The sequence below is a fragment of the Streptomyces sp. NRRL S-350 genome (assembly GCF_000719705.1).
In the GTDB taxonomy this organism is placed as follows: domain Bacteria; phylum Actinomycetota; class Actinomycetes; order Streptomycetales; family Streptomycetaceae; genus Kitasatospora.
In genome coordinates this window covers 49,754-74,847 of the sequence record NZ_JOHO01000007.1, presented here as the reverse complement: position 1 = coordinate 74,847, position 25,094 = coordinate 49,754, and the positions used below count along the sequence as shown (strand labels likewise).

The following is a 25,094-nucleotide window of genomic DNA, read 5'->3' as shown; positions in this document are numbered from 1 at the left end:
CCGACCCGGGGTGCAGGGCCTTTGGACCCTCGCCGAACGGCCGTGCGACGGACAGCATGGTGCGCCGAAGGAGGAGTCCGATGACCCGCTCTGCGCCACCGGCCCGCGCTCGACCCCGGCAACGCCGACCGCCGCTGCGAACGCCGAACGCCGCCGCGAACGCCGCGAACGCCGCGAACGCCGCGAACGCCGCGAACCCTAGGGACTCCACGAACTCCAGGAACTTCACGACAGGGGCCGGGACATGGACTGCGACGAGGTCATGCTGACCGTCCGGATCACCGCCGCCGAGCGGGCGCTGCTGCGCGAACTCGCGCGCGGTCACGGCGGTCACAGCGGCCACGGCGGTGACGTCTCGGACGTGGCGGTGGACGGCCTGCTGGAGGTCATCCCGGCCCTGTGCGACGACGCGTCCGTCCTGCCGCTGCTGCGTGTCCTGGGCCGCCCCGCGCCCTGCGCGCTCACCCTGTGGCTGCCCGCTCCGGTCGCGGACCTGCTGCCGCTGCTCGGTGAGCGGCTCGCGCGGACCGGCGGGACTTCGGCGGGTCAGGCCAGTGCCGCGCTCTCCGCCGCCCTGCGGCTCTGGCTGGCCGGGGACGGTGCCGACCTCGCGGCCGCCCTGGCCCGGCTGCACCGCGGTTGCGCTGCCGGGAGCGGCGGGAGTGCCGGGAGTGGCGGGAGCGCCAGGCGTCTCGGTGGTACCGCGGGTGTGGCGGCCTTCGGTGCCGACGCGGTGAGGGCGGCCGCCTGACCGAAGCTCATGACAGCTGGTCAGCCGGGGTGTCGCCCGGTCGCGGCCGACCCGCCCGGACCGCCGTCCGACCGCCCGAGGTCCGGCCCTCCCGCCGACTCGGTCGAACAGGGCGAAGAATTTCGCAAAGGTTTTTTGTTATCCGCAGTGGTCCCGTCCGCTCTCCGGAGTGTCGGAAGGCCCGAGCCCTTCACCACAGGGGCGCGGGCCGTCGCACGAGGAAAGGAACGCGATGGGACACCGGAGCAGCGAGCTTCGCCGGCGCAGGCGCCGCAGGCTCACCCGCAGGAGCGCCCTGGTCGCCGCGGCGGTGGCGGTCGGACTGGTGGCGGGGACGCTCGGCATCCGCAGCGCGCTGGAGCCGACGGCCGTGCACGGTGCCGTCACGGCCGCGGAGGGCGCGGCCGACCACTCGGGGTCGCAGGCCGGGCTGATCACCGACGACGGCGGGCCGGGGGAGACCGGCACCGCCGAGGGGGGCGCCCAGGCGCCCGCCCCGAAGCGGGACGAGAAGGCCGCGCCGCTCAAGTCCATACCCAAGGACCAGCCCGAACGCGGCCTGGTCTACGCGGGGTTGAGCCTGCCGACCAGTGACCGCTGCGGCGGCACGCTGGAGGTCACCGGCAGCGCCCAGTGCAGCCACGGTCCGGACGTGCCGCCCAAGGGCGTGGACATCCGCCAGGACGTCCCGCCCGTCGCGGCCCCGGCCGCCCAGGCGCCCGCGCTCACCCCCGCGGCCGGTGCGCAGCCGCCCGCCGCCGCCGACCTGCTGAAGGGTGCCGCGCCCGTCCTGGACGCCACGCAGAAGGCCCTGCTCGGCGGCTCCGGCAGCGCCGCCGCGGACACCGCTCCGGTCGCCCCGAGTGCTTCGGCCGCGCCCGCCGGGTCGAAGCTGGTCTGCGAGGGTGACGGCAGCAGCGGCAACCGGGTCCAGGCGGTGTACGTGCACACCCCGGGCAACGACCGGTTCGCCCAGTACCTGGCCTCGTTCAAGAAGTGGGCAGCCGACGTCGATGTCATCTACAACGCCAGCGCCGCGGAGACCGGAGGCGAGCGGCACGTCCGCTTCGTCACCGAATCCGACTGCACCGCCTCGGTGTTGAACGTGCAGATCTCGGACGCCGAGATCCAGGACTTCAACGCGAGCAACCGCGCGCTCGCCGCGCAGGGGTTCAACCGCAAGGACCGCAAGTACATGATGTTCACCGATGCCAAGGTGTACTGCGGGATCGGCACCTTCGCCGGCGACGAGCGCCCCGGCCAGGACAACCTCAGCAACTTCGGTCCCTCGTACGGCCGGACCGACTCGGGCTGCTGGAGCGGCAGCACCGCCGCGCACGAACTCGGCCACAACCTGGGCGCGGTGAACAACAGCGCGCCCAACTCCAGCAAGGCCGGCCACTGCACGGACGAGTGGGACATCATGTGCTACTCGGACGCCCCGAACTACCCGCAGATGCGGACCGTCTGCCCGGATCGCGCCCAGGACGACCGGCTCGACTGCAACCACGACGACTACTACAACACGGCTCCGAAGCCCGGTAGTTACCTGACCACGCACTGGAACGTCGCCAACAACCGCTTCCTGATCGCCGGCGGTGGAAACGGCGGCGGCACCGGTCCGAGCCCGACACCCACCCCGACCCCGACGGCCACGCCCACCCGTACGCCCTCGCCGTCCCCGACGCCCACCGGCGGTCCCACCGCCACCCCGACCGGCTCCCCGACGCCGACCCCGACCGCCACGCCGACCCCGACCGCCACGCCGACCCCGACCGCGACGCCGACCCCGGGCAACACCGGCCCGGACATGACGGTCAGCCAGGTCACCCAGACCTCCGCCATGCTGAGCTGGAACGCGGCGCCCGCGGCCGCCGGGTACGACGTCCTGCTGAACGGCCAGCCGATCGGCACCGTCCGCTCGACCGTGGTCGGCCTGGTCCGCCTCGCTCCCGGCACCTCGTACACCGTGGCCGTCGCCGTCCGGGACGCCGCCGGGGCGGTCGGCAAGCCCGGCCGCTCCGTGACCTTCCGTACCGTCGCCGACGCCGGACGTCCGCAGCCGGGCGCGGCCTACACCCTGGTCAACGGCCTCACCGGCCAGGCCGCCGACCTGTGGGGCAGCTCGATGAACGACGGCACCGTCGCCATCGCCTACCAGCGCACCGGCTACGCCAACCAGAAGTGGCAGTTCGAGGACGCCGGAAGCGGTGCGGTGCGGATCAAGTCCGCCCGCTCCGGCAAGTGCCTCCAGCTCGGCGGCGCGCCGGTCGCCGGCCAGTACGTCGCCCAGCAGCCGTGCTCCGACGCGGCCGCGCAGAAGTGGCAACTCACCTCGACCGACGGCGGCTTCACCGTCACGGCGGGCGGCGGCGGGCTGGTGCTCGGTCTCAGCGACCGGTGGTACTACGGTGGTTGGCTGCTGGAGCTGCAGCAGCCGAACGGCCGGCCGTACCAGAGCTGGTCGCTGCTGAAGACCTCGTAAGGCCGCGAAACCGCGAGTCCGCGAAACCGCGAAACCGCGAAGCCGCGAAACCGCGAAACCGCGCGACCGCAGATCTGCGAGCCGGCGCGCAGGCAGGCCTGCGAACCGCTACGCCAGTCGGCCGCACATCCGTAAGCCGCTGCGCCTGCAAGCTGTTTGGGTCCGTGCGCCGGGCGCGGCCGTCCTCCACCCGAGGCGGCCGCGCCCGGCACCACCGCTCCCGCACCCCGTCCCGATACCGCCATGAGGAACCGCCCGTCATGCGAACCCGCCCGCTCCTCGCCGCCCTCGCCCTCGCCTCGGCGGCCGTCCTGCCCGCAGCCGCACCCGCCGCCGCCCACGGGGACAGCGTCCACCTGGACGTCACCGGCCAGCAGAACGGTCATGTCAGCACCGTCGCCACCTGGGAGAACGACCACGACCCGGTCACCGAGGACTTCGCCGGCACGCTCTCCGCCGTCGCGGCGGACGGCCGCTCCGTCGGTCCCTGGCGCCTGATCACCGTTCCGGGCCACGCGGGGACGTACACCACCCGGGAGATCCTCCCCGCGGGGCACTGGCGGGTGACCGTGGACTGCGCGTTCCCCTCGCTGGGCCACACCGAGCGCGAACTCGACGTCGAGGCCGCCGTCATCGACGACCCGGTGCCGGCGGGCACGGCAGCGGTTCCGCCGTCGGCCGGGGCCACCGCCGCCCCGACTCCGGAGGCGACCTCCGGACCCGGACCGGCGCCCGCGACCTCCGGGCCGACGCCCGCGACTTCCTCGCCCGCGGCCACCGCAGCGCAGACGGCCACCGCGGGGCCCGCCCACGAGACCGCGGCCGCCTCCACCCGCGGGGCCGGCTCCGACTCCACCACCTGGGCGGTCGTCGGCACCGCCGCCGCAGCCGTCCTGCTGGTCGGCGCCGGCGTCTGGCTCCGTCGCCGCCGGGCCTGAGCACGCCGAAGCGTGGCCCCGTCGCCGCCGGGCCTGAGGGCGCCGAAGCGTGGCTCCGTCGCCGCCGGGCCTGAGGGCGCCGAAGCGTGACCCCGCAGGAGCGCCTGGGCCACCATGCCTGGGCTGCGGGGGCGGCCTGCCGGGGAACCAGCGGGTACGAACCCACGTCCTTGTGACCACCGGACGCCACCGGGCGCCCGGCCGACCGCAAGGGAGCGTCCGCGCATGAAGAAGGTCCTGATCACCGGCGGAGCGGGTTTCATCGGCAGCACGGTGGCGTCGGCACTGCTCGACCGGGGGATCACCCCGGTCGTCCTCGACGACCTCTCCAAGGGCCGGGCCGAGTTCGTCGAGGGCCGGGTCTTCTACCAGGGCGACATCGCCGACTCCGCCCTGCTCGACCGGATCTTCGCCGAGCACCCGGACATCGACGCCACCGTGCACTGTGCGGCGAAGATCGTGGTGCCCGAGTCGGTGGCCAAGCCGCTGTACTACTACCGGGAGAACGTCGCCAAGACCGTGGACCTCCTGGACTCCCTCCAGCGCCTCGGCTGCACCCGCGTCGTCTTCAGCAGCTCCGCCTCCATCTACGCGCCCACCCCCGACGCCCGGGTCGACGAGAGCTGCCCGGTCGACGCCGGCAGCCCGTACGCGCGCACCAAGCAGATGATGGAGCAGGTCCTCCAGGACTGGACCCGGGGCGAGGGCGCCGAGGGCCAGCGCGTCATCGCCCTGCGGTACTTCAACCCGATCGGCGCGGACCCGCAGCTGCGCACCGGCCTGCAGGACCTCAACCCGACCCACGCCCTCGGCAAGCTGATCGAGGCGCACACCACCGGCTCCCCGTTCACCGTGACCGGTGTCGACTGGGCGACCCGTGACGGCTCCGGCATCCGCGACTACGTCCACGTCCAGGACCTGGCCGAGGCGCACGTCGCGGCACTGCTCCGCTTCGACGAGGTGATCGCCCCGGGCGCGGCGGACCGCTACCGGGTGATCAACGTCGGGACCGGCGACGGCACCACGGTCCGCGAGCTGATCACCGCCTTCGAACAGGTCGTCGGCGTCCGGCTCGACGTCCGGGAGGCGGGCGCGCGCCCCGGCGACGTGATCGGCTGCTACGCCGCCGTCGACACGGCCCGGGAGCTGCTCGGCTGGGAGCCGAGGCGCGGCATCGGCGAGGGGGTCGCCGACGCCCTCGCCTGGCGCGCCAAGTGGGCCGCCCGCGTCGGCGTCTGACGACCGGTGGGCCCGCGCCCGTCGTCTGACCACCGCAGCCGATCCCCGCAGCCGACTCCGCGGCCACGGTGGCGGGACGCCCGGCGACGGGCCCTACCTTCACTGCCCCTACTTCACTGCCCCTACTTCACGGCCTCGCCGGACTTCGCCCAGTTGTCGTGCAGGCGGTCGAGGTAGGACTGCGCCTGGGAGCCGACCTTGACGCCCCGGGCGAAGGCCAGCATGTTGCCGGCGCCCGCGTTGTAGCCGAGGGCCGTGAGCTCGTCGCTGCTCAGCGGCGCGCTGGGGTGGGCGGGCAGTTGGGCGGCGAGGTCGTGCAGGTGCCAGGCGGCGGCCTGGACGGCGAGGTTGCGGTCGTCCGGGAGCTCCTCCCACTGGCGGGAGGCGAACGGGCGGCCCGGCTTGGTGTCGTCGAAGGCGGCCCGGTGCATGTTGGCGATGCCGAAGGAGGCGTCCGGCTTGCCGCGCTGCCAGGCCCGTTCGAGTTCGGGGTCGTGCGGCTTGTACGCCTCGTTGTAGAGGATCGCCATCAGCAGCTGCGGGTTGACCCCGGCCTCGGCGGCGTACTGGCGCACCGGGGCCGCGTAGTCGGCGGGGTCGTAACGCCCGGAGGGTTTCGACGGCTTGGCCGGGGAGCCCGTCGAGGAGCCGTTGGAAGAGCCCGCCGACGCTCCGGCGCCGGACGAGGGGGCGGCTGACGCGGTGGTGCCCCGGGACGGGTCGGCGGTGGCCGGGCCGTCGTGGCCGCCACCGCGGATGAGGCCGAGTACGGCCACGACCACACCGCCGATCACCAGCCAGCCCCCCCAGCCGGACCCCTTCTGCTTCTCGCTCACCGCTGTCGGCTCCTCCCCCCGCCCGTTCGCCGGTGCGCCCGCGCGCTCGTTCGACCGCCGTGCGGGCGGTCGCGTCCGTGCGGCAGCTACTCGGCGGGCTTCCGGCCGCCGTCGAGGCCGCGGAGGAAGTCCTTCGCCTTCTCGACGCCGGTGCCGATCTGCCCGCCGTACTTGCCGTCCGTACGGTCGTCGATCGCGTCGCCGGCCTTCTCCAGCCCCCGCCCGATCACGTCGCCGTGCTCGCGGGCGAGGCCGGTGGCCTTGTCCGCGAGGTTCTTCGAACTCTCAAACATGGTGACGCTCTGCTCCTCTGAGGCGTTCCTGATGGTGTGCCGACGTGACGGGGATCGCGACCATCCTAACGACGGCCCGCCAGACGGTCCGCCGCTGCCGGAGGGTGACGGATGACTTTGCTGAAATGGATTTGTATGCTCCAGCCCATCTTCTACAGCGGTGTAGAGGAAGGGGGTGCCGCCAGGACCGAAGGCGTCCCGGCACCCACGGCGGTGCGAACGCGCCGCCCCGACGGCAACGATCGAGGGAAGTGCGCATGGCCGGCCAGCGGGCGAGAACGCCGTACCAGGACGCGGGACCGCGCACCGAGGACCGCCCCCTCCCCGCCCAGCGCACCCGCACGGCCGGTCGCCCCGGAGCCGGAGCGGAGGCCCCGGACCCCGGCGTGGCGGGGCCGACCCGGCTTCAGCGGGCGGGAACGGCGCGCCGCAGGCAGCAGGCGCGCCGGCGCGGCGGCCTGGTGGCGGCACTCTCGGCGGTCGGCCTGCCAGTCCTCGGGGGCGTCGTCGACGAGTTCGGCGGGCCCGGCGTCGGCGTCCTGTTCGCGGCGGGCTCGGTGCTCGGAACGGCGGCCGCGGCGGTGCTGTGCAGCCGGCCGGGCCGCTGGTGGGTGGTCACCGGCGCGCCGGTCGTGGTGCTGCTCGTCGCGTCCGGCGTCGAGTACGCGGCGCACCCCGACAAGTACCAGGGTGGGAACCTCGGCACCGGCGCGCTGCGCTGGGTGGTCGGGGCGTTCCCGGTGATGGCCACCGCGGTGGGGGTGGCCCTGGCGGTGGTCGTCGGTCGGACGGTGGCCGACCGGCGGCGGGCCGTGCCGGCGGGGCGGCGGAGCGGCAGTGCGGACGCACCGGGCGGAAGGAGTCGCCGTGGCTGAGCCCGGCCGGAGGCGCAACACGGTTCGGGACGGCGTTCGCGGCGGCGCGCGCAGCGGCAGCCGTACCGGCGGCCGGGCCGGCGGTTCCACCGGCGGCCGCGCCGGAGGCCTGCGCGGCCGGAGCCCGCAGCGCGGCGCCGCCCCGCTCACCGTGGCCGGGCGCACCCTGGCCTGCACCGTCTCGGTCGCGGTGCTCGGTGCCAGCGGCTTCACTTGGTACGAGTACCGCAGCCTGGACGACGGCATGATCAAGTCGACCGCGCTGACCGAAGCCAGGAAGAACGCCCCGCCGCACCCCGACAAGTCCGTCAACCTGCTGCTGATCGGCCTCGACAGCCGCAAGGACATGGACGGCAACGACCTGCCCAAGCAGTTCGTCGAGGAAGAACTGCACGCCGGGTCCAGCGAGATCGGCGGCTACAACACCAACGCCCTGATCGTGCTGCACATCCCGGCCAACGGCGGCAAGGTCACCGCGCTGTCCGTCCCGCGCGACGACTACGTGCAGACCGCCGGCGCCGACGGCAGGATGCACAAGATCAAGGAGGCGTACGGCATCGCCAAGGGGGCCGCCGAACAGAAGCTCGCCGGCAAGGGGCTCTCCAAGGCGGAGCTGGAGCGGCAGAGCCGGGAGGCCGGCCGCTCGGCCACCATCCAGACCGTGCAGAGCTTCCTGGACGTGCCGATCGACCACTTCGCCGAGGTCAACCTGATCGGCTTCTACGACATCGCCAAGGCGGTCGAGCCGATCCAGGTCTGCCTCAACCACCCGGTGGACGATCCGATCACCGCCCGCACCGCCACCCACGAGGGCGGCGGCACCGGCCTCAAGCTCCCGGCCGGGATCAGCTCCCTCGACGCCGCCCAGGCACTCTCTTTCGTCCGCCAGCGCCACCACCTCACCAACGGCGACCTCGACCGCACCCACCGGCAGCAGGCGTTCATCTCGTCCGTCGAGTACCGGCTCAAGCAGCAGGGGATCCTGAACGACTTCGGGCAGATGCAGAAGCTGTTCGCGGTGGTCAAGAAGGACATCGTGATCGACAACGAGTGGGACGTCCTGGACTTCGCCCAGCAGGCGCCCAACCTGACGGGCGGCAACGTCGAGTTCAACACCCTGCCGATCGCCGGGTTCAAGACGGTCGGCGGGCAGGAGGTCAACACCGTCAACCCGGACCTGATCAAGAAGATCGTCCGACAGCTGTTCAACCACGAACCGGCGCAGGCCGCACCGGCCTCGGCCCCCGGCGACACCGCCGCCGACCCGGCCGCCTCCGCCTCCGCCTCCGCCTCCGCGACCGCCGCAGCCTCCGGCAACGCAGCGGCCGCCGCGTCCGGGTCCGCCCCGGCGTCGCCGAACGGGCCGGCGAAGGCGATGGTCGACGTCAACGCGGCCGCCGGCGCGGGAGCGGCCGCCACCGAGTCCAAGGCCCTCGCCGAACTCGGCTACCAGCCGGGCAGGATCGGTGACGCGCCCGCCAGGACCAGAGCCACCACCGTGGCCTACGGCACGGGTGCCAGGACGGACGCCCAGCAGCTCGCCACCCGCTACGGCGTCACCGCGACGGCCTCCGCAGGCGTCCCCGCGGGCCACATCGTCCTCACCCTCGCCGTGACCCGCACACCGCCGCCCACCGCCGCCACGCCCCCGGGCGCCGCCGCCTCGGGCGATCCGACCGCCGATCCGGCGGCGGGCCTGCCGATGCAGGGGCCCTCGGTGAAGGCGGGTGGGATCCCCTGCGTGGACTGAGCGGGCGCCCCGGCGGGCTGCCCGGTCGGAGCCCCGGGCCGGGCGGTCAGGTCACCTCCCCGTACTGCTTCGTCCTCATCCGTTCGTCCGGGGTTCCGCCCCTCGGGGCCGCGGGGCCTTGACGCCGTGGACGGCGGTGTACTCCGCGGTGAGCCAGGGGCCCGAGTCGTCGACGAGCGTGCCGAGGACGGTCCGATCCGCCGCGGGGGTACGGGCGGTGGCGGCGGCCGGCCGCAACTGGTCGGCGCGCTCGGGGTAGTGGGCGGCGAAGGCCTCGGCGGAGGCGGTGAGGTCGCTGGTCCAGCCGCCCCGGCGGGGCATGACCAGGGGTAGAGCCGGTGCGTACGAGGCGGCGGGTCACCTCGCGGGTGAGGGCACGGAGTTCGGCGTCCGTGCACCTGTCGTGCCGTCGGCCTGTCGACCAGCGAATCTCCGGACCGGCAGTGAATTGTCAGTGGCGTGTGCAAGCATCCGTCGCACACGAACACCAAGGCGCGTGAGGGGATCGGCATGGGCACATGGGACATCGGGCCCTTCGACAACGACACGGCGGCGGACTTCGCCGGCGGCCTGGACGAGGCGGCGCCGGGCGAGCGCGAGGCGGTCGTCCGGGCGGCACTGCTGGGCGCCGCCCAGGCGGGGGAGTACCTGGACGGCGACGAGGGCGTCGAGGCGGTGGCCGCCGCCGCACTGGTGGCGGCGCAGTGCCCGGGCGGCACCGCGGTGGTGAGCAGCTACGGCCCCAAGGAGGCGGTTCCGCTGCAGGCCGTCGAGCTGCGGGCCCTTGCCGCGGCGGCGCTGGACCGCGTGGTGGCGGCGGGGTCCGAGGTGGCGGAGCTGTGGGACGAGGCGGGGGAGGGGCCGACGTGGCGGCGGGGCATACGCGCCCTGCGTGACGTCCTCGAACCGGACTAGCGCGAGCCCCCGGGCGGGCCTGCGGGAGCGGGCGCCGGGCGCACCGATCGCGCCGGTGCGGGTGCGCGCGGTGGACGGCCGGGGGGTCGGCCCGGGCGACGCCGGCTTCCTGCTGCCCCGAGGCGGCTGCCGCCCCCGGATCCCGGCCGGTGGCGGCGGTGCGCCGGGTCAGCTCGGCGTGGCGCTTCCCGTGGTCGGACAGGGCGGCAGCGTCGACGGCGCCGTGGTCGCGCAGGTCGCGGTCGGCGACGGCGGGGTGGCGGGGCCCGCCGACGTACTGGTGGCGGTCGGCTTGCCGGCGCTCGTGGTGGTGCCCGTCGTCGGGCCGGAGCTCGTGGCCGCGCTGCTGGGCGGCTGACCGGACGTCGAGGCTCCGGTGGAGGCGGCTGACGTGCCCGTCGACGCGGTCGACCCGGACGGCGTCCCCGAGGAGGGCGAAGGCCCACCCGACGAGGTCGTCGAGCCTGACGTGGTCGAACCCGAGGTCGTCGAGCCGGACGTCGTGGCCCCGGACGTCGTCGCTGACGTGGATCCCGAGGTCGGGGCTGAAGCCGTGCCCGACGGGGTGGTCGGCGTCCACGTCCCCGGCGGGGGGATGCCGGGCGCCAGCGGGCCCTTCGGCGGCTCGACGTGCTTGTCCACGATCTCGATCCGGCCGGTCAGCCGGGAGAACCAGCCGCCGGTCCGGAAGTCCACCAGGACGATCTCGGCCACCGGCTGCGGCGCCGGCACCACGACGACCAGCGTGCTCGGCTGGAAGCCAGCCCAGGCCTTCCCGGTGTACTTGGCGTTGCTCACCAGCACCGGCGGCTTCAGCGGGTTCCCGCAGGAGCAGCGGACCCGGGGCACGCCCTGGGCGTCCACCAGTACGGCGGTGCCCGACTGCAGCGCGGCCTGGTACTCGACCACCGCGCCGCTCTTGTAGTTGTGGTTGGTCACCCGGGTGTCCGTCCGCAGGTACGCCGGGGTCAGTGACCGCAGGTAGGCGGGCACGTCGGCCTGCGCGACACCGGCCGCGGAGGCCCAGGCGCGCCCGGTGTCCCCGGTCGAGACCATGCCGATCAGCCGCTCGGTGTCGCAGCTGGACTTGCCCATCGTCCCGGCGTACAGCCCGGCGGAGCTGCCCTGCACGCTGTGGAGCGCCGCCGCCGAGCTGCTCTTGGGGGTTGCGCCGCCCGGGTGGGAGGCTGCGCCGCCCGGCTGCGCGGGCGAGGAGACGGGGGCCGGTGCGCTCACCCCCTGGGTTTCGACCGACGGGGTGAACGGATCCGGTCCGGGGTCCGCCGGGGCCTGCAGGGCGACCTCGTTCGCGGCCGGTACGGCCTCGTTGTGGCCGCCCTGGTTGTTGACGATCAGCACGGTCGCCACCACGGCCACCGCCACCGTGCCCGCCGCCAGCGCCAGACCCTTGCCGGAGCGCCACCACGGCCTGCGCGGCCTGCCGCCGGCCATCCCGGAAGCCCCGGAGCCGCCAGGGATCCGAGGGCCGCCGGGACCGCCGGGACCTTCGGGGCCGCCGGACGACGGTCCGGACGGACCGGATCCCCAGGGCGGCCCCGAGGGCGGCGGGGGCACGGACGGCGGTCCGCCCGTACCGCCGCCGGACGGCGGGCCGGCCAGCGGGCCGGACGGGGGACCGGAAGGAGGGCCGTACGGTGGCTCGCCGGGCGGGCCGGACGGCGGCGGTTGGGGGGTCATCGAGGCTCCGTTTCGCAGGCGGCCGGCGCTCGCGGCCGGCACGGGAAGCTCCTGCCGCTGGATTCCATTTCTGCCCCCGCTCCCCGCGCGCCGCAACAGCAGGTGCCCGCGCCGTCGCCGAGCGTGCCCGCCGCTCGTCGGCCACGCTGGAATCCGACCGGGCCGAAGAAGGGCCGGTCGGCCGGCAAGCCCAGCCCGAGCGGCGCCCGAGGCGGCGCCGGTGCGGAACGGGGCGCGGAACGGGGCAGGACGCCGGGCGCGAGACAGGGAGCGCGACCGGGGACGCGGCCCCAGCGCGCGACCCGGCACACGACCCGGTGCGCGACCCGGCACACACCCCGGTGCGCGATCGCCGACGCGTGACCCGGTGACCGGCCGGCGCGCCCAACGAACGACCAGGAGACGGCATGCAGCAGCGCACGACCCCGGTCGCCGGACCACCCGGCGCCGTCCGTGGCTGGTTGGACGCGCTCGCCGTCGTGCTGGCCGGACTGGCCGCGATGGCGGCGGTCGCCGCGCTCGGCCTCTGGCTGGCCGGCGCCGACGACCTCCCGGACGGCGGCTTCCCCGCCGTTCTGGCGGCGACGCTCGCGCTCGCCGTCGGTGGAGCGGTCCGAATCGACGGCGGTGCGGGCGGTCTCGCCGCCCTGGACGCCGGGATCAGCGCGATGCCGCTGACCGTCTCGGTGGTCGGCGCGGTCGCGATGGCCGAGGTGTTCCTGCGTCAGCTGCGCTTCCGCGCGGTGGCGGGCGGGGGCGAACTGCTGGGCCGGATCGCCCGGACGGCCGTCGTCTGGCTGCTCGCCCTCGTCCTGCTCGCCCTCGGCGCCCGGCACAGCTTCGTCGTCCCGCTCGGCGGCGACCTCGCACAGGCGCTCGGCGGCGCGCTCGGTCTCACCCCGCAGGTCGGCTTCCACGCGGACGTCCCCAGCACGGTCGGCATCGGGCTCGCCTGGTTCCTGCTGGTGCTCGCGGCCACCTTCGCGGTGTCCCGGCGTGCGCCGCTGCCGCGCGCCCTGGTGGGCTACCAACTCGCTGTCCGACCAGCTGCGTTCGCGCTCTGGCTGGTGCTGCTCGCGTACCTGGTGATCGGCGCGGTGGCAGGGGTGCTGACCGCGATCGTGCACGGCAACGCCCGGCAGACCCTGGCCGTGCTGGTCCTCGCGCTGCCCGACCTGGTCTGGCTCGCCTTCGGGGTCGGGCTCGGCGCGCAGTGGCACGGACGGCTTTCGGGCGGGCTGGGCCTGCCCGTTCCCGAACCCCTCGCCGACGTCCTTCGCGTACCGGAGGGCCGGCAGGCGACGGTCGACCTCGGCACCCTGGCCGAACAGGACCCGCGCTGCTGGTGGCTGCTGCCGCTGGCCGCCGTCCTGCTGCTCGCGGCCGCCTTCCTCGCGGCCCGCCGCACGCCCCGCACCGTCCGGCTCTGGCAGCACGCCGTGCGGTTCGCGCTGGCCACCGCCGTCACCGTGTTGCTGGTGGGCCTGTGGACCCGGATGGACGCCGACTACGGGCTCTCGGTGCTGGGGGTCGGCCTCGGACAGGGCGGCCTCGGCGGCCTGCTCGGCGCCGTCCTCGGCGGCTCGAACCCGCTGGCCGGGCTCGGCAGCGGCAGCCTCACGCTGCGGCCGTCGCTGTGGACGGCCGTCCCGCTCGCGGCGGGTTGGGGCCTGCTCACCGGGGCGCTGGGCGCACTGCTCGCCACCCGGGTGCGGCACCGGGGGGAGGTGCCCGCCGAGGGGAGGCGGACGGCAGCCCGGCGAGTGCGTGGGGAAGGCGCGTGACGGCGCAACGGGGGCGTCAAAGAGCTTCGACTGCGAGGATCACCGCCGCCGGGACGGCCTGGCCGAGCGCGCCGCGCCACAGTTTGGGCTCCGAGGCGAACAGGGTGATCCCGCCCGCGACCATGAACGCGGCGATGTAGAGGATGACCGACCGGCCCGGTCCGCTGTGCCCGCTGTGCAGCAGCACCAGACCCGTGACCAGGCCGAGGGCCAGGAACAGGTTGTAGAAGCCCACGTTGAAGCGCCACAGCCGGACCTCCGGAGCGTCCGCCGTGTTGCCGGTGAGCAGATAGCGCACCCGGGGGTGCCCGTAGAGGAAGCTCTCCAGCGGCCACACGACGAGGTGGATCGCGGCGGCGATCATGGCGAAGACCTGGCTCACGGCGGCCATGGCGGGCGGCTCCCTCCTGACGCGGACGGCGGACGGGGACCGGAGCGCGGGTACGGCCCGGTCGGCGAGTACGGCCTCGACGGCGGGTACGCACCGGACGGCGGGTGGACGACCGGTGCGGCCCAGCGGGGTGGCTCCGGCACCGCCCGCGGCCCGCCCGGGGACACCACCGGGACGACCTGGGTGGGCGGCCCGTCCCCGCTCCACCGGCCCGGCGCGGGGCGGGCGGCGGCCGAGGCGGTCGCCGCCCGCAGCTCGGCGACGAACTGCAGGCAGCTCGCGTACCGCTCCCCGGGCGTCTTGGCGAGCGCCCGGGTGATCACGCCCTCCACGGCGGCCGGCAGGTCGGGCCGGCGCTCGTGCAGCGTGGGCGGCGTGTCGTTGAGGTGGGCCCAGAGCAGTGCGAGGTCGCTCTCCCGGCGGAACGGCGGGGCGCCCGCGAGCATCTCGAAGACCACGCAGCCGAGGCTGTACTGGTCGCAGCGCCCGTCCAGCGGCTTGCCGGAGATCTGTTCGGGTGCCGCGTAGTCGAGCGTTCCGACGATCTGGCCGACGCTGGTCAGCCCGCTGAGCGACAGCGACTTCTTGGTCAGCCCGAAGTCCGCCAGGTACAGGTGCTCGGGGTGCTCGCTGTCCGTACCGGCGGCGACCAGCACGTTGCCCGGCTTGACGTCCCGGTGCACCAGGTCGTGGTCGTGCGCGGCGTCCAGGGCGGAGGCGATCTGCAGGGCCAGCCGGGCCGTCCGCTCGACGGGGAAGGGACCGCCCCGGTTCATCAGGGCGCGCAGGTCGCCGCCCTCGACGAAGCGCATCGCGATGAACAGGATGCCGTCGTGCTCGCCCGCTTCGAACACCGGGATGATGTGCGGATGGTCGATCGCGGCGGCCGCCTCGGACTCGTGCATGAAGCGCTGCCGGAACACCTCGTTGCGGGCCAGCTCGGGGGCCAGCAGCTTGACCGCGACCGTCCGGCCGAGCCGCAGGTCCTTGGCCCGGTAGACCACGGCCATCCCGCCGCGCCCGATCTCGCTCTCCAGGCGGTAGCCCGCCACCTTCCGTCCGACCAGGCCGGCGGGCAGGCTCGGGGCGGACGGTTGCTCGGCGGCGGTCACGGCTCGCCCACCCGGGTGGGGGCGTAGGGGCTGTGTGCCGGGGGCGGCGAGGTCCCGGGCGCCGTCGTCGGCGCGGTGTCGGGCTTCGGCGCGGGCCCTGCCGCGCGCCCGGGCCCGGGCGAGGGCGAGGGCGAGGGCGAGGGCGAGACTGATGGTGACGGCGAGGGCGAGGCTGACGGCGAGGGCGGTCGCCGGTCGGTGGCCGCGTAGGTCTGGAGCTGCAGGCCGTCGCAGTAGCACCAGCGGTCGTGTAGCGGGTCGAAGACCCAGAGCGCCTCGCCGTCCACCACCAGCCCGACCCGCAGGCCACGCGAGCGGTCCCGGAAGGCCTCCAGGTCGAGGGTGCCCGCCGCTAGGTCCTCCAGCAGCGCGCGGTAGCGGGCCAGCACGTGCTCGGCCTCGGCGAGCGCCGGGCGCGGGTCGGCCGTCCGGGCGGGAGGGCCCCCGGCGGCGGGCGGAGGCTGCGGGAGGGCGACCAGCAGGCGGCCGTCCACCCAGGTGCTCCAGCCGTTGGAGCACAGCACCTGCGCCCAGTCGCCCTGGCGCCCGAGCAACTGCAACGGGAGCAGCGCGTCGAGCCCGGCGGAGGGGCGTGCCGGATCCGGGGCCGCCCAGGAGGCCAGGCCGCCCGGCGGGGCGACGTGGGTGGGGCGGAACACGAACTCGTCCATGGGCGGCTACATTTCCTCCGCCGCGCGACCCCCGCCGCGCGCGGCACGACTCGCACCGCAGGTCGTTTCCCACTCTACCGGCGGCGGCCCGGCCCGACCCGGCGTCGCTGCGGGCGCCCGACCGTCGGGACGCCTTGCCCCCGGGACTACTTGCGCATGATCGCGGGCTCGTGCCGCCGCAGCAGGGCGAGCACCACCAGGCCGTACGCGGCCGACAGCGCCGGCAGCATCACCATGCTGAACTCCCACCCGGTCCGCTGGTGGCGGAACATCGGGTCCGCGGTGATGTCGTTCGGGAAGAGCGTGTGCAGCTCCACCGTGCGGGCCATCGCCGACATGCCCCAGCGGGACGGGATCAGCCAGGCGAACTGCTCCAGCCCCGGGACGCCGTAGAGCTTGAGCATCAGGCCGCTGAAGACGATCTGGACGACGGAGAGGAGCACCAGCAGCGGCATGGTGGCCTCCTCCTTGTCGACGAGCGCGGAGACCACCAGGCCCAGCATCATCGCCGAGAACGCGAGCAGGGCGACGGCCACGATCAGTTCGGGGAGTTGGGGCATCACGACGCCGGTCGGCACCGCGGCGGACAGGTCCACGCCCGCCAGACCGACCACGGTGAGCACACTGGCCTGACCCACCGTGACGACGCCGAGGACCACCACCTTGGAGACCAGGTACGCCGATCTGGACAGCCCGACCACCCGCTCCCGCCGGTAGATGGCGCGTTCCTTGACCAGCTCCCGCACCGAGTTGGCGGCGCCGGTCAGCAGCCCGCCGATGCAGAGGGTGAGCAGGCAGTTGACGGCGTTGACCGGCGTGAGGCGGGAGCCGGCCATCGCCCGGCACATCAGGCCGATGACGAACGGCAGGACCACCATGATGGTGAGGAACAGCCGGTCGGCGGCCAGCACCGCCGCGTACCGGCGCACCAGGGTGCTCAGCTGGGGGAACCAGCCCTGCGGCTTCTCCCGGCCGATCGCCGGCCCCCGGTCCGCCGGGTGCGACGGCACCGGTGCGGGCAGCAGGGGGACGGCCTCGGCCGCCACGTACCGCCGGTACTGCGGAGAGGCGCGGAAGCGGCTCTGCCAGGCGCCGCGGTCCCCGTTCCCGGCGGCGCCCGGAGTCCCGGCACCCCCGGCCGCCCCGACGACCCCTGCTGCCCCGGCGGTCCCAACGGCCCCAACGGTCCCGGGCGGCACGGGAGTCCCGGGGCCTGCGGAGGACTCGGAGGCTTCGAAGGCCTCGAAGGCCTCGGGCCACTCCTGGTAGCCGAAGTAGTCGAGCGCCTCGCCGGGCGGCCCGTAGTACGCCGTCCGCCCGCCCGGGGCCAGCACCAGCAGCCGGTCGCAGACGCTCAGGCTGAGCACGCTGTGCGTCACCACGACCACCGTGCGGCCGTCGTCGGCCAGCCCGCGCAGCATGTGCATCACCGAGCGTTCCATGCCCGGGTCCAGGCCGGAGGTCGGTTCGTCGAGGAAGAGCAGGGACGGCTTGGTGAGCAGCTCCAGGGCGACGCTGACCCGCTTGCGCTGGCCGCCGGAGAGGCTGGCGATCACCTGGTCGGCCCGGTTGTCCAGGCCCAGTTCGTGGATCACCTCCCCGACCCTGGCCTCCCGCTCGTGCGGGGCGGTGTCGCCGGGGAAGCGCAGCTCGGCGGCGTACGACAGGGCGCGGCGGACGGTGAGCTGGGTGTGCAGGATGTCGTCCTGCGGCACCAGGCCGATCCGGCGGCGCAGTTCGGCGTAGTCGCGGTAGAGGTCGCGCCCGTCGTACAGCACCGTGCCCTCGTCGGCGGGGCGGAGCCCGGTGAGCGCGTTGAGCAGGGTGGACTTGCCCGCGCCGCTCGGGCCCGCCACCGCGAGGAGCGACTTCTCGGCGAGCGGGAAGCCGACGTCGTCCAGCAGGACCCGGTGGTCGGCGCCGACCCGCACCACCAGGTGCTGGACGTCGAGGGAGATCTCGCCGGTGTCGGTGTACTCGACCAGGCGGCCGTCGGAGAGGCAGAGCGCGGAGTGGCCGATGCCGACGATGTCGGCCGGGCCGACGGGGGCCCGCTGGACCGGGCCGCCGTTGAGGTACGTGCCGTTGTGGCTGGCCAGGTCGACGATCTCGTGGCCGCCGTCGGGCAGTTCGCGCAGTTCGGCGTGGTGCCGGGAGACCAGCAGGTCGTCCAGGACGAGGTCGTTGTCGGGGGAGCGGCCGATCCGCACGGTGCGGCCGGGCAGGTGGAGGACGGCGCTCGGGCTGCGGAAGGTCCCGGAGCTCTGCGGGGCGACCAGCGACGTGCGTTCGTCGGGGGCGGGGGCGGGCAGGCCCGCGAAGGTCGCGGACGGGCCGTCGGCCGGATCGCCGAAGCGCAGCCGGGTGCCGGGGCCGACGTCCTCACGGCTCACCCGGTGGCCCTGGTCGTACGTGCCGTTGGTGCTGCCGACGTCCTCGAGCAGCCAGTGGCCGTCGGTGGCGCGCAGGATCGCGTGGTGCCAGGAGACCCGGGGGTCGTCCAGCACGACCTCACTGGTCGGGTCACGGCCGAGGTGGTAGGCCCGGGCCGGGTCGATCAGCTGGGAGTCGGTGTCGGTGACCAGGACGAGGGGTGGCGCGGTGAGTGCGCCGGGGCGCTCTCCCATGCTGGGAATTCTATCGCCGACGGGCGTGCACGGCCTTTCCGGACCGCTTCTCCGACTGGAGCCGCTTCGGCGCCTACCGTGTCGGCTTCCCGGCACACCGCCCGGTGTTCGTGAGGCCGGCCGTCAACTGTCACCGACTGTAGGCACATTGGACATCGACGGCTTGGGGGGCGCCGACTGCCCGACCACCCTGGTGCTCCCGGCCCGGCTCGCCCGCCCGGATGCGCGGGGCGCGGGGCCGGGCGGCACTGCACCGGTACCGGACGGCGGCCTGGTGCGGCGCCGTCCGGCAGCGGGGGGCGGGCGGTGCGTCAGCGCACCGTCACGGTGAACACCGGGGAGGCGGTGTTTCCGCTGACGATGCGCAGCTCGTTCACGCCCTTGAGGCCGAGCTTCACGCCGAGCGAGTAGGAGCCGTTGCGGTTCGTCGGGGTGGCGGCCGGCAGGGTGACCCACGTGCCGTGCTGCTTCTGCTGCAAGGTCACCGTGCTACCCGCCGGGAGGCCGGTGGTCGCGCCGGTGACGCGGAACAGCTGCCAGGCCTGGACGGAGGAGACCGACGGCTGGGCGGTGATGCCGGCGACGGCCTGCTGGGTGGCGGACGTGGGGTGGGTGGTCGGGGCGGCCGCCATGGCGGTGCCCGCCAGTCCGAGGGAGAGCGCGCTGAGGGCGGTCACGGCGGCCAGGCGCAGGGAGTTCCGCTTGGAGACGATCACGGTTGCACCCCTTTCAAGGGGAGGTGGTTGTTCGCCCCGAAGGCACGGGATGGTGCTGTTCGGGCCCTGTCACCTCTAGGGACGCATTGCTCCGTGCACGGGTTGACAGCGGATCGTCACCGTCGTGTAACAGTCGGTGCTGATCGCGGCTCGGGCGGGGAGTTCGCCGCCCCCGCAGGGCTTCTGACGCCGGGTCAGTCGAGCCGTCGGCGAGGGCTTGCGGGCTCGTTGTCGGGCGCGAGTGCTTCACGAGTGCTTCCCGCGCGCTTCGAGAGTGCTTCCCGCGTGCTTCCCGCGTGCTTCGTGAGGGCGCGCGGGCGCACCGGTCGCGTGACCCCGGACGGTGCGCGGGGCGAAGTCGGAAGCTAGCGCGCCCCGGGATCACCGTCCGGCTGTCCGCACTCACCTGAACGAATGATCACAGGTGATCGCGGTGGCCTCACCCCAACGGGTCGTCGTCCGCGGCGAGCCCGTGGGCGAGGTCCCACGAACACGCGGAGGTCGCTCCCGAGGTGAGCCCCCACGGGCTCGGCACCTCCTCCACGTCGTCGTCGCCCTGCAGCGGCAGCCGGTCGATCACCGCGACCAGCGCGGGCGGCAGTTGCGGGGCCATCCCCCGGTGCACCCGGGAGAGGATGTCGCGGCGCACGTCCTCCGGCAGCAGCGGCCTGCTCATCCGCAACGGCCTCGGCCCGGGCGTGCGTTCGTTCGCGGTCAGCTGGTCCGACCAGGCCCGCCAGTAGTCGGCGTCGTCGGTCTCGCCGAGCATCAGGTGGTGCAGGTGCAGGCAGTACGCGGCCGTCCCGCTGCCCGAGCCGGCCGCGAAGCGCCACCAGAACTCGGCGCCCTCCTCCTTGCCGGTGGCGTACAGCAGGGCGCCGAACACCTCGGCCCCTTCCGGCTGGATCCGGCGGGCGTTCACCAGCAGGTCGAGCCCCTCGGAGGCGTCCGGCGCGCCCAGCACCAGGGCGACCACCAGGCCGAGTTCGAAGGCGGCCTGCTCGTGCTCCGAGGACAGGTGGGTCGGTGCGGCGGTCAGCCGGGCCCGGCGCACGGCTGCGATCCGTTCGGCGTGGGCGCGTTCGGGTCGGGGCACGTGGATCACCGCGCGCCCCCCGGCCGCCGTGGACGCCCCGGCTGCCACCGTGCACTGCTTGCCCGCGGCACGCGCCCCGCTCGCCGTGCACGCCGCGCCGGACGGCTCGGTCGACGGCTCGACCGGCGCCCTGGCCACTGCCCCGTCCGGGGGTCGGCCCGTCACAGTTCGCCACCGCGGTCCGGTAGTTCGCCCACCCCGAGCCGGCGCGCCAGCCGCTCGCGGGCGTGCCGAAGATTGGAGTGCACCGTCGCCACCGGCCGTCCCAGGTACGCCGCGATCACCTTGACGTGCAGGCCCAGCAGGTACCGCAGGATCACCACGTCCCGCTGCCGGTCCGGCAGTTCGAGGATCGCGGCGTACAGCCGCACCTCGTCCGCCTCGCTGTGCAGCAGCCCGTTCGCGACCTGCTTGAACGCGCCGATCACCGCCGCGAAGGTGACGGCCTCCACCTCCACCGGCTCCTCGGCGGACACCCAGTCCGCGACGTACCGGTTGGCCAGCCGCCAGGCGTAGGCGGCCGGTTCCTCGAACCGCAGCACCTGCGGCCAGCAGCGGGCCAGGTCGGCCTTGACCGCCTCGACCACCAGGGCGGCGTCGGCCTGGCTGCCTATCCGGGTCAACGCGAGGGCGTGCCAGGCCGGTTCGTGCGTCTCGCAGAACGCGGTGTAGGTGAGGTCCAGGCGCAGGCCGAGGTCCGGACCGGTGGTCCGCTCCGGCGCCGTCCCGCCGACGCACTCCACCGCCGTCCCACCCCGGTACCCGCGCACGAGGGCACCCCTGTCGATCGTCATCGAGCCTGCTTTCCGTGGCCGTGGGCTGCTCGCCGGGCCACCCGAGGGTCGGGCTGTCCGTGCCCATCCTCATTCCAGCAGGCCTGTCACTCCAGGCTGCAAAGCGAATACAGATTGTCATCTCATTTGAGCCGATGGGTGGTTGAACCGGACCGGCCACGATTGACCGCCGCGCACCGTGGGCAGCAATCGACCGGTTGCGAGCGATCTACCGAGGGGAACGCGATGGGTCTCTACGACGGGGTGGACCTGCGGCTGAACGTGCCGCACTCCGCCCGGATGTACGACTACTACCTCGGCGGTTTCACCAACTTCGCCGCCGACCGCGAAGCCGCCGGACACGCCCTCGCCGTCGCCCCCTGGCTGCGCACCGGCGCCCGGGCCAACCGCTCCTTCATGCGCCGCTCCACCCGCCACCTCGCCGAGGCGGGTTTCGACCAGTTCCTCGACATCGGCACCGGCATCCCCACCTCGCCCAACCTCCACGAGATCGCCCAGAGTGTCCGGCCAGGCGCCCGCGTCGTCTACGCCGACAACGATCCGATCGTGCTCTCCCACGCGCAGGCCCTCCTCACGGGCACCCCCGAGGGCCGCACCGCCTACGTCGAGGCCGACGTCACCGACCCCGTCGGCCTGCTCGCCGCCCCCGGGCTGCGCGACACCATCGACCTCTCCCGCCCCGTCGCGCTCTCCCTCAACGCCCTGCTCCACTTCGTCCCCGACGGGCACGGCGCGTACGAACTCGTGGACCACCTCAAGTCCGTCCTCGCCCCCGGCAGCGCCCTGGTGATGAGCCATGTCACCCCCGACTTCGCACCCGACGACATCGCCCGCCTGGTGCGCATCTACGAGTCCGCGGGCACCGCCGCCCAGGCCCGCACCCTGGCCGAGTTCGTCCGCTTCTTCGACGGCTGGACGCTGCTCGCCCCGGGCGCCGTCCCCACCCCCCAGTGGCGCCCGGCGGCCGACGAGCCGCCCATCGACGCCCCGGACGCCTCGGCGTACGCGGCGGTGGCCGTCAAACCGTGACGGGCGGCACGCCGACCGGGCGACTCCGGACGACCCCGGGCGGCCCGGGCCGGTTCCGGGTAACCCCGGGTGCCTCCGCGTGGCTCCGGGCCGGTTCCGGGCGCTGACGAACCATCGGCACGTCGGCCGCGTCCTGTGATCGAGAAGGCGGCCCGCGCCGCGACGCTCGATCAGAGAGGCCCCATGTACCCGCAGCCTTCGGAACCCCACCACGTCCGTGACGGCCGCGACAGCCGCAGCCCCGGGCACAGCCGCCGCGCCCTCCTCGGGCTCGGCCTCGGAGCGGCAGTCGCCGTGACGACCGCGACCGGCGGAACCGCGCATGCCGCGAGCGCGACGGGAGCCACCGGCGGCGCCGACCCCCACCGGCTCCTCGCCGCTCTCGAACAGGAACACGCCGCCCGGCTCGGCGTCTACGCCCGGAACCTGACCACCGGCCGGACCGTCCGGTACCGCGCCGACGAGCCGTTCCCGATCTGCTCGGTCTTCAAGACCGTCGCCGTCGCCGCCGTCCTGCGCGATCTCGACCGCGACGGCGAGTTCCTCGCCCGGCGGATCCGCTACACCCAGGCCGACATCGACCGGGCCGGCGGCGCGCCGGTCACGGGTGAGCCCGGGAACCTGGCGAACGGCATGACGGTCGCCCAGCTCTGCGCCGCCGCCATCGACCACAGCGACAACACCGCCGCCAACCTGCTGCTCCACGAACTCGGCGGCCCGACGGCCGTCACCCGCTTCTGCCGCTCGATCGGCGACGGCGTCACCCGGCTGGACCGCTGGGAGCCCGAACTGAACTCGGCCGAGCCGGACCGCCGCACCGACACCACCAGCCCGCGCGCCATCGCCCGCACCTACGAACGCCTCGCCCTCGGCCGCGCGCTCCCGCCCGCCAAGCGCGACCAGCTCCTCGCCTGGCTGCGCGCCAACACCACCAGCACGCACCGCTTCCGCGAGGGGCTCCCGCAGGACTGGGCCCTCGCCGACAAGACCGGCACCGGCTCGTACGGCACCACCAACGACGTCGGCATCGCCTGGACCCCGGCCGGGGCCCCCGTCCTCCTCGCCGTCCTCGCCACCAAGCCGACGGACCCCGCCGCCCCCAAGGACGAACCCCTCGTCGCGAGGACCGCCGCGCTCCTCGCCGCCGCGCTCGCCTGACGGCCGGACGCCGACGAGCCGCCCCCGGGTGCCGTGACGCCGCACGGCGCCCGGGAGCTCCTCCCCGCGCCCCGGCCCGCCGTCCCCGCCCACCCGTGCGCCCCCGCTGCCCCGGGGACAGACTGGTGAGGGACCGATGCTGCCCCGCGACGCTGGGAGACGCATGCTGCTGGGACTCACCACCGCCCTGGTCGCGACCGGTTGCTTCGGCTTCGGGGCGGTCTTCCAGGCGCGCGGGGCGCGTTCGGCCCCGCGCGCCGACCGGGTGCGGGCCGGGCTGCTGGCCGCGCTGGTGCGGTCCTGGCAGTTCCTGGCCGGGACGCTGCTGGACATCGTCGGCTTCGTGCTGAGCATCGTCGCCCTGCGCAGCCTTCCGCTCTTCCTCGTCCAGGCCGTCACCAACGGCAGCCTGGCGGTCACCGCCCTGGCCGCCGTCTGGCTGCTGGGCGCCCACCTCCACCGCGGGGACGTCGCGGGCATCCTCGCGGTCGTCGTCGGCCTGACCCTGCTCGCGCTCGGCTCCGGCCAGGAGGGCCGGAACCACGCCCCGGCCGCGTTCCACTGGTCGCTGCTCGCCACCACCGCCGTGATGCTGCTCGCCACCCTCGTCCTGGCGCGCCGGGACGGCACCGCGGCCGCGGCCGGGCTGGGCCTGCTCGCCGGGGTGGGCTTCGGGGTGACCAGCCTCGCCGTGCGCGTCCTGGACGTGTCCGGCCCGTCCGCGATCCTCACCGACCCGGCCGCCTACTCCCTGGCCGTCGGCGGCCTCGGCGGCTACCTCGCGTACGCGCTCGCCCTGCAGCGTGGCACGGTGACGGCCGCGACCGCCGCCGGGACGGTGGTGGAGACCTTCGGCCCGGCCCTGGTGGGGGTGGCGGCGCTCGGGGACGCCGCGCGCCCCGGTTTCGAGTGGTGCGCGCTGACGGGCTTCGCGGTGGCGGTGGGCGGCACCTTCCTGCTCTCCCGTTTCGGCGAACCGGAGAGCGAGTCGGCCGGGCCGTCGGCTCCGCACGCGGACACCGCGGCGGAGGCTGCCGCGCCGCCCCGGTAGCCCGGGCGGCGTCGCCATGCGAAGGTGACTTGCCGGACAAATCGGACGGCTGGACGGCCACAGAGCGGCAGGTGCGCGATGGCGGAGGAACCCCGATCGGAACCCCACTCCCGGTCCCGGCGGCCGGGCCCGACCGAGCGTCCCGTCGCGCTGGTCACCGGCGCCTCCTCCGGCATCGGCCTGGCCACCGCGCTCCGCCTGGCCGAGGCCGGCTGGCACACGCTGCTCTCCGGCACCGACCGCGCCCGCCTCGACGAGGCCGCCGACCGCACCGGGGGCCTCGCCCTCCCCGAGGACCTGAGCAAACCGGACGGCGCGCGCCGCCTCGCCGACGCCGCGCTGGCCGAGACCGGCCGGGTGGACGCCCTGGTCGCGAGCGCCGGCCTCGGCTGGCGCGGCCCGTTCGCACAGACCCCGTCGGACACCCTGGACCGGATGGTCGAGGTCAACTTCGCCGCTCCGCTGCGCCTGGTCCGCCACCTCCTGCCCGGCATGCTGGAGCGCCGCCGCGGCCGCATCGTGCTGCTCGGCTCGATGGCCGGCCAGGTCGGCGTACGGGACGAGTCGGGCTACGCGGCCACCAAGGGCGGCCTGACGATGTTCGCGGAGAGCCTCTGGTACGAGCTGCGCGGCACCGGGGTGGGAGTGCGCCTGGTGCTCCCCGGGGCCGTGGACACCCCGTTCTTCGACCGCCGCGGCACCCCCTACCAGCGCGAACGGCCGCGCCCCGTCTCGGCGGAGCGGGTCGCGGACACGGTGGTCGCGACCATCACCACCGAACGCGACCGCCTGTACGTGCCGCAGTGGCTCGGCTTCCCGGCCCGCGTCCACGGCGTCGCACCGGGCGTGTTCCGCCGGATGGCCGCGCGCTTCGGGTGAGCACCG

General features: G+C 74.8%; 23 protein-coding genes. 12 read left to right on the top strand and 11 right to left on the bottom strand.

The features are described from left to right. Window positions 1-244: 244 nt before the first annotated feature. The 4 genes from IF30_RS0109230 to galE all read left to right on the top strand — a co-directional run bounded on the left by IF30_RS0109230 (window position 245) and on the right by galE (window position 5,413). On the top strand, window positions 245-751 hold the full coding sequence (locus IF30_RS0109230) for a hypothetical protein (protein WP_030234630.1): 507 nt from the start codon (window positions 245-247) through the stop codon (window positions 749-751). Between the two features lie 232 nt (window positions 752-983). Next, the gene (locus IF30_RS0109225) at window positions 984-3,236 is read left to right on the top strand and encodes an RICIN domain-containing protein (protein ID WP_234322644.1); all 2,253 of its coding nucleotides are present in this window, start codon (window positions 984-986) and stop codon (window positions 3,234-3,236) included. Window positions 3,237-3,496: 260 nt separating this feature from the next. Continuing rightward, window positions 3,497-4,174 (top strand): hypothetical protein, encoded by a 678-nt coding sequence (locus tag IF30_RS0109220; protein ID WP_030234626.1) that lies wholly within the window; start codon window positions 3,497-3,499, stop codon window positions 4,172-4,174. Window positions 4,175-4,399: 225 nt separating this feature from the next. Beyond that, window positions 4,400-5,413 carry a UDP-glucose 4-epimerase GalE gene (gene galE / locus IF30_RS0109215; RefSeq protein WP_030234622.1) on the top strand — a complete coding sequence of 338 codons (1,014 nt, stop codon included), beginning with the start codon at window positions 4,400-4,402 and terminating at the stop codon, window positions 5,411-5,413. 122 nt (window positions 5,414-5,535) lie between these two features. Here galE and IF30_RS0109210 read toward each other — a convergent pair whose 3' ends face one another. After that, window positions 5,536-6,249 (bottom strand): lytic transglycosylase domain-containing protein, encoded by a 714-nt coding sequence (locus IF30_RS0109210; protein ID WP_234322643.1) that lies wholly within the window; start codon window positions 6,247-6,249, stop codon window positions 5,536-5,538. An 86-nt stretch (window positions 6,250-6,335) separates the two neighbouring features. Further along, window positions 6,336-6,542: an antitoxin gene (locus IF30_RS0109205; protein WP_030234617.1), complete on the bottom strand. Its 207-nt coding sequence runs from the start codon at window positions 6,540-6,542 to the stop codon at window positions 6,336-6,338. Window positions 6,543-6,799: 257 nt separating this feature from the next. Between IF30_RS0109205 and IF30_RS43360 the strand changes: the two genes are divergently transcribed. Together IF30_RS43360 and IF30_RS0109195 are read left to right on the top strand one after the other, a co-directional pair. Further along, a complete protein-coding gene (locus IF30_RS43360; protein WP_051709588.1) occupies window positions 6,800-7,417 on the top strand; it encodes a DUF6542 domain-containing protein in 618 nt (205 codons plus the stop codon). Then, complete coding sequence (locus IF30_RS0109195; protein WP_030234614.1) at window positions 7,410-9,167, top strand: LCP family protein; 1,758 nt, start codon at window positions 7,410-7,412, stop codon at window positions 9,165-9,167. Before IF30_RS43360 ends, IF30_RS0109195 begins: the two co-directional genes overlap by 8 nt. A gap of 75 nt (window positions 9,168-9,242) precedes the next feature. On the opposite strand, the gene IF30_RS41180 is transcribed toward IF30_RS0109195, so the two are convergent. Beyond that, on the bottom strand, window positions 9,243-9,488 hold the full coding sequence (locus IF30_RS41180; RefSeq protein WP_199807842.1) for a hypothetical protein: 246 nt from the start codon (window positions 9,486-9,488) through the stop codon (window positions 9,243-9,245). A 189-nt stretch (window positions 9,489-9,677) separates the two neighbouring features. On the opposite strand from IF30_RS41180, the gene IF30_RS0109185 reads away from it, so the two are divergent. Further along, window positions 9,678-10,082, top strand: coding sequence for a DUF4259 domain-containing protein (locus IF30_RS0109185; protein ID WP_030234613.1), 405 nt, complete (start codon window positions 9,678-9,680; stop codon window positions 10,080-10,082). 168 nt (window positions 10,083-10,250) lie between these two features. On the opposite strand, the gene IF30_RS0109180 is transcribed toward IF30_RS0109185, so the two are convergent. Continuing rightward, entirely contained in the window at window positions 10,251-11,534 is a 1,284-nt protein-coding gene (locus IF30_RS0109180; protein ID WP_051709586.1) for a DUF6777 domain-containing protein, read from the bottom strand. Between the two features lie 653 nt (window positions 11,535-12,187). Here IF30_RS0109180 and IF30_RS0109175 point away from each other — a divergent pair. Next, complete coding sequence (locus tag IF30_RS0109175; RefSeq protein WP_051709584.1) at window positions 12,188-13,564, top strand: streptophobe family protein; 1,377 nt, start codon at window positions 12,188-12,190, stop codon at window positions 13,562-13,564. A 16-nt stretch (window positions 13,565-13,580) separates the two neighbouring features. Here the strand turns inward: IF30_RS0109175 and IF30_RS0109170 are convergent, their stop codons facing one another. The 7 genes from IF30_RS0109170 to IF30_RS43350 all read right to left on the bottom strand — a co-directional run bounded on the left by IF30_RS0109170 (window position 13,581) and on the right by IF30_RS43350 (window position 20,971). Next, window positions 13,581-13,955, bottom strand: a complete 375-nt coding sequence (locus IF30_RS0109170) for a DUF1304 domain-containing protein (protein WP_030234604.1) — start codon at window positions 13,953-13,955, stop codon at window positions 13,581-13,583. Then, window positions 13,943-15,067 (bottom strand): serine/threonine-protein kinase, encoded by a 1,125-nt coding sequence (locus tag IF30_RS0109165; RefSeq protein WP_078891249.1) that lies wholly within the window; start codon window positions 15,065-15,067, stop codon window positions 13,943-13,945. The genes IF30_RS0109170 and IF30_RS0109165 overlap by 13 nt, the downstream gene beginning before the upstream one ends. Continuing rightward, window positions 15,064-15,738, bottom strand: coding sequence for a hypothetical protein (locus IF30_RS47610; RefSeq protein WP_063752550.1), 675 nt, complete (start codon window positions 15,736-15,738; stop codon window positions 15,064-15,066). Before IF30_RS47610 ends, IF30_RS0109165 begins: the two co-directional genes overlap by 4 nt. 146 nt (window positions 15,739-15,884) lie before the next feature. Then, window positions 15,885-18,365, bottom strand: coding sequence for an FHA domain-containing protein (locus IF30_RS44990; RefSeq protein WP_037899414.1), 2,481 nt, complete (start codon window positions 18,363-18,365; stop codon window positions 15,885-15,887). Window positions 18,366-18,676: 311 nt separating this feature from the next. Next, entirely contained in the window at window positions 18,677-19,081 is a 405-nt protein-coding gene (locus tag IF30_RS0109145; RefSeq protein ID WP_030234595.1) for a hypothetical protein, read from the bottom strand. A gap of 439 nt (window positions 19,082-19,520) precedes the next feature. Further along, the gene (locus IF30_RS43355; RefSeq protein WP_158834858.1) at window positions 19,521-20,177 is read right to left on the bottom strand and encodes a hypothetical protein; all 657 of its coding nucleotides are present in this window, start codon (window positions 20,175-20,177) and stop codon (window positions 19,521-19,523) included. A 161-nt stretch (window positions 20,178-20,338) separates the two neighbouring features. After that, entirely contained in the window at window positions 20,339-20,971 is a 633-nt protein-coding gene (locus IF30_RS43350; protein ID WP_030234589.1) for an RNA polymerase sigma factor, read from the bottom strand. A gap of 225 nt (window positions 20,972-21,196) precedes the next feature. On the opposite strand from IF30_RS43350, the gene IF30_RS0109130 reads away from it, so the two are divergent. From IF30_RS0109130 to IF30_RS0109115, 4 genes are all read left to right on the top strand, one after another. Then, window positions 21,197-22,000 carry an SAM-dependent methyltransferase gene (locus IF30_RS0109130; protein ID WP_030234587.1) on the top strand — a complete coding sequence of 268 codons (804 nt, stop codon included), beginning with the start codon at window positions 21,197-21,199 and terminating at the stop codon, window positions 21,998-22,000. Window positions 22,001-22,183: 183 nt separating this feature from the next. Then, complete coding sequence (bla, locus tag IF30_RS0109125) at window positions 22,184-23,158, top strand: class A beta-lactamase (RefSeq protein WP_051709665.1); 975 nt, start codon at window positions 22,184-22,186, stop codon at window positions 23,156-23,158. Between the two features lie 163 nt (window positions 23,159-23,321). Next, a complete protein-coding gene (locus tag IF30_RS0109120) occupies window positions 23,322-24,209 on the top strand; it encodes a hypothetical protein (RefSeq protein WP_030234579.1) in 888 nt (295 codons plus the stop codon). A gap of 78 nt (window positions 24,210-24,287) precedes the next feature. Beyond that, window positions 24,288-25,088: an SDR family NAD(P)-dependent oxidoreductase gene (locus IF30_RS0109115; protein ID WP_051709579.1), complete on the top strand. Its 801-nt coding sequence runs from the start codon at window positions 24,288-24,290 to the stop codon at window positions 25,086-25,088. The last annotated feature ends 6 nt before the right edge of the window (window positions 25,089-25,094 follow it).

What these genes read in the sequence shown, in the direction of transcription:
- IF30_RS0109220 (WP_030234626.1), top strand. Translation starts at nt 3,497, where the DNA reads ATGCGAACCCGCCCGCTCCTCGCCGCCCTCGCCCTCGCCTCGGCGGCC.
- IF30_RS44990 (WP_037899414.1), bottom strand. Translation starts at nt 18,365, where the DNA reads ATGGGAGAGCGCCCCGGCGCACTCACCGCGCCACCCCTCGTCCTGGTC.
- galE (WP_030234622.1), top strand. Translation starts at nt 4,400, where the DNA reads ATGAAGAAGGTCCTGATCACCGGCGGAGCGGGTTTCATCGGCAGCACG.
- IF30_RS43360 (WP_051709588.1), top strand. Translation starts at nt 6,800, where the DNA reads ATGGCCGGCCAGCGGGCGAGAACGCCGTACCAGGACGCGGGACCGCGC.
- bla (WP_051709665.1), top strand. Translation starts at nt 22,184, where the DNA reads ATGTACCCGCAGCCTTCGGAACCCCACCACGTCCGTGACGGCCGCGAC.
- IF30_RS43350 (WP_030234589.1), bottom strand. Translation starts at nt 20,971, where the DNA reads ATGACGATCGACAGGGGTGCCCTCGTGCGCGGGTACCGGGGTGGGACG.
- IF30_RS0109185 (WP_030234613.1), top strand. Translation starts at nt 9,678, where the DNA reads ATGGGCACATGGGACATCGGGCCCTTCGACAACGACACGGCGGCGGAC.
- IF30_RS41180 (WP_199807842.1), bottom strand. Translation starts at nt 9,488, where the DNA reads ATGCCCCGCCGGGGCGGCTGGACCAGCGACCTCACCGCCTCCGCCGAG.
- IF30_RS0109230 (WP_030234630.1), top strand. Translation starts at nt 245, where the DNA reads ATGGACTGCGACGAGGTCATGCTGACCGTCCGGATCACCGCCGCCGAG.
- IF30_RS0109180 (WP_051709586.1), bottom strand. Translation starts at nt 11,534, where the DNA reads ATGGCCGGCGGCAGGCCGCGCAGGCCGTGGTGGCGCTCCGGCAAGGGT.
- IF30_RS0109130 (WP_030234587.1), top strand. Translation starts at nt 21,197, where the DNA reads ATGGGTCTCTACGACGGGGTGGACCTGCGGCTGAACGTGCCGCACTCC.
- IF30_RS0109205 (WP_030234617.1), bottom strand. Translation starts at nt 6,542, where the DNA reads ATGTTTGAGAGTTCGAAGAACCTCGCGGACAAGGCCACCGGCCTCGCC.
- IF30_RS0109175 (WP_051709584.1), top strand. Translation starts at nt 12,188, where the DNA reads ATGCAGCAGCGCACGACCCCGGTCGCCGGACCACCCGGCGCCGTCCGT.
- IF30_RS0109115 (WP_051709579.1), top strand. Translation starts at nt 24,288, where the DNA reads ATGGCGGAGGAACCCCGATCGGAACCCCACTCCCGGTCCCGGCGGCCG.
- IF30_RS0109225 (WP_234322644.1), top strand. Translation starts at nt 984, where the DNA reads ATGGGACACCGGAGCAGCGAGCTTCGCCGGCGCAGGCGCCGCAGGCTC.
- IF30_RS0109120 (WP_030234579.1), top strand. Translation starts at nt 23,322, where the DNA reads ATGCTGCTGGGACTCACCACCGCCCTGGTCGCGACCGGTTGCTTCGGC.
- IF30_RS0109170 (WP_030234604.1), bottom strand. Translation starts at nt 13,955, where the DNA reads ATGGCCGCCGTGAGCCAGGTCTTCGCCATGATCGCCGCCGCGATCCAC.
- IF30_RS47610 (WP_063752550.1), bottom strand. Translation starts at nt 15,738, where the DNA reads ATGGACGAGTTCGTGTTCCGCCCCACCCACGTCGCCCCGCCGGGCGGC.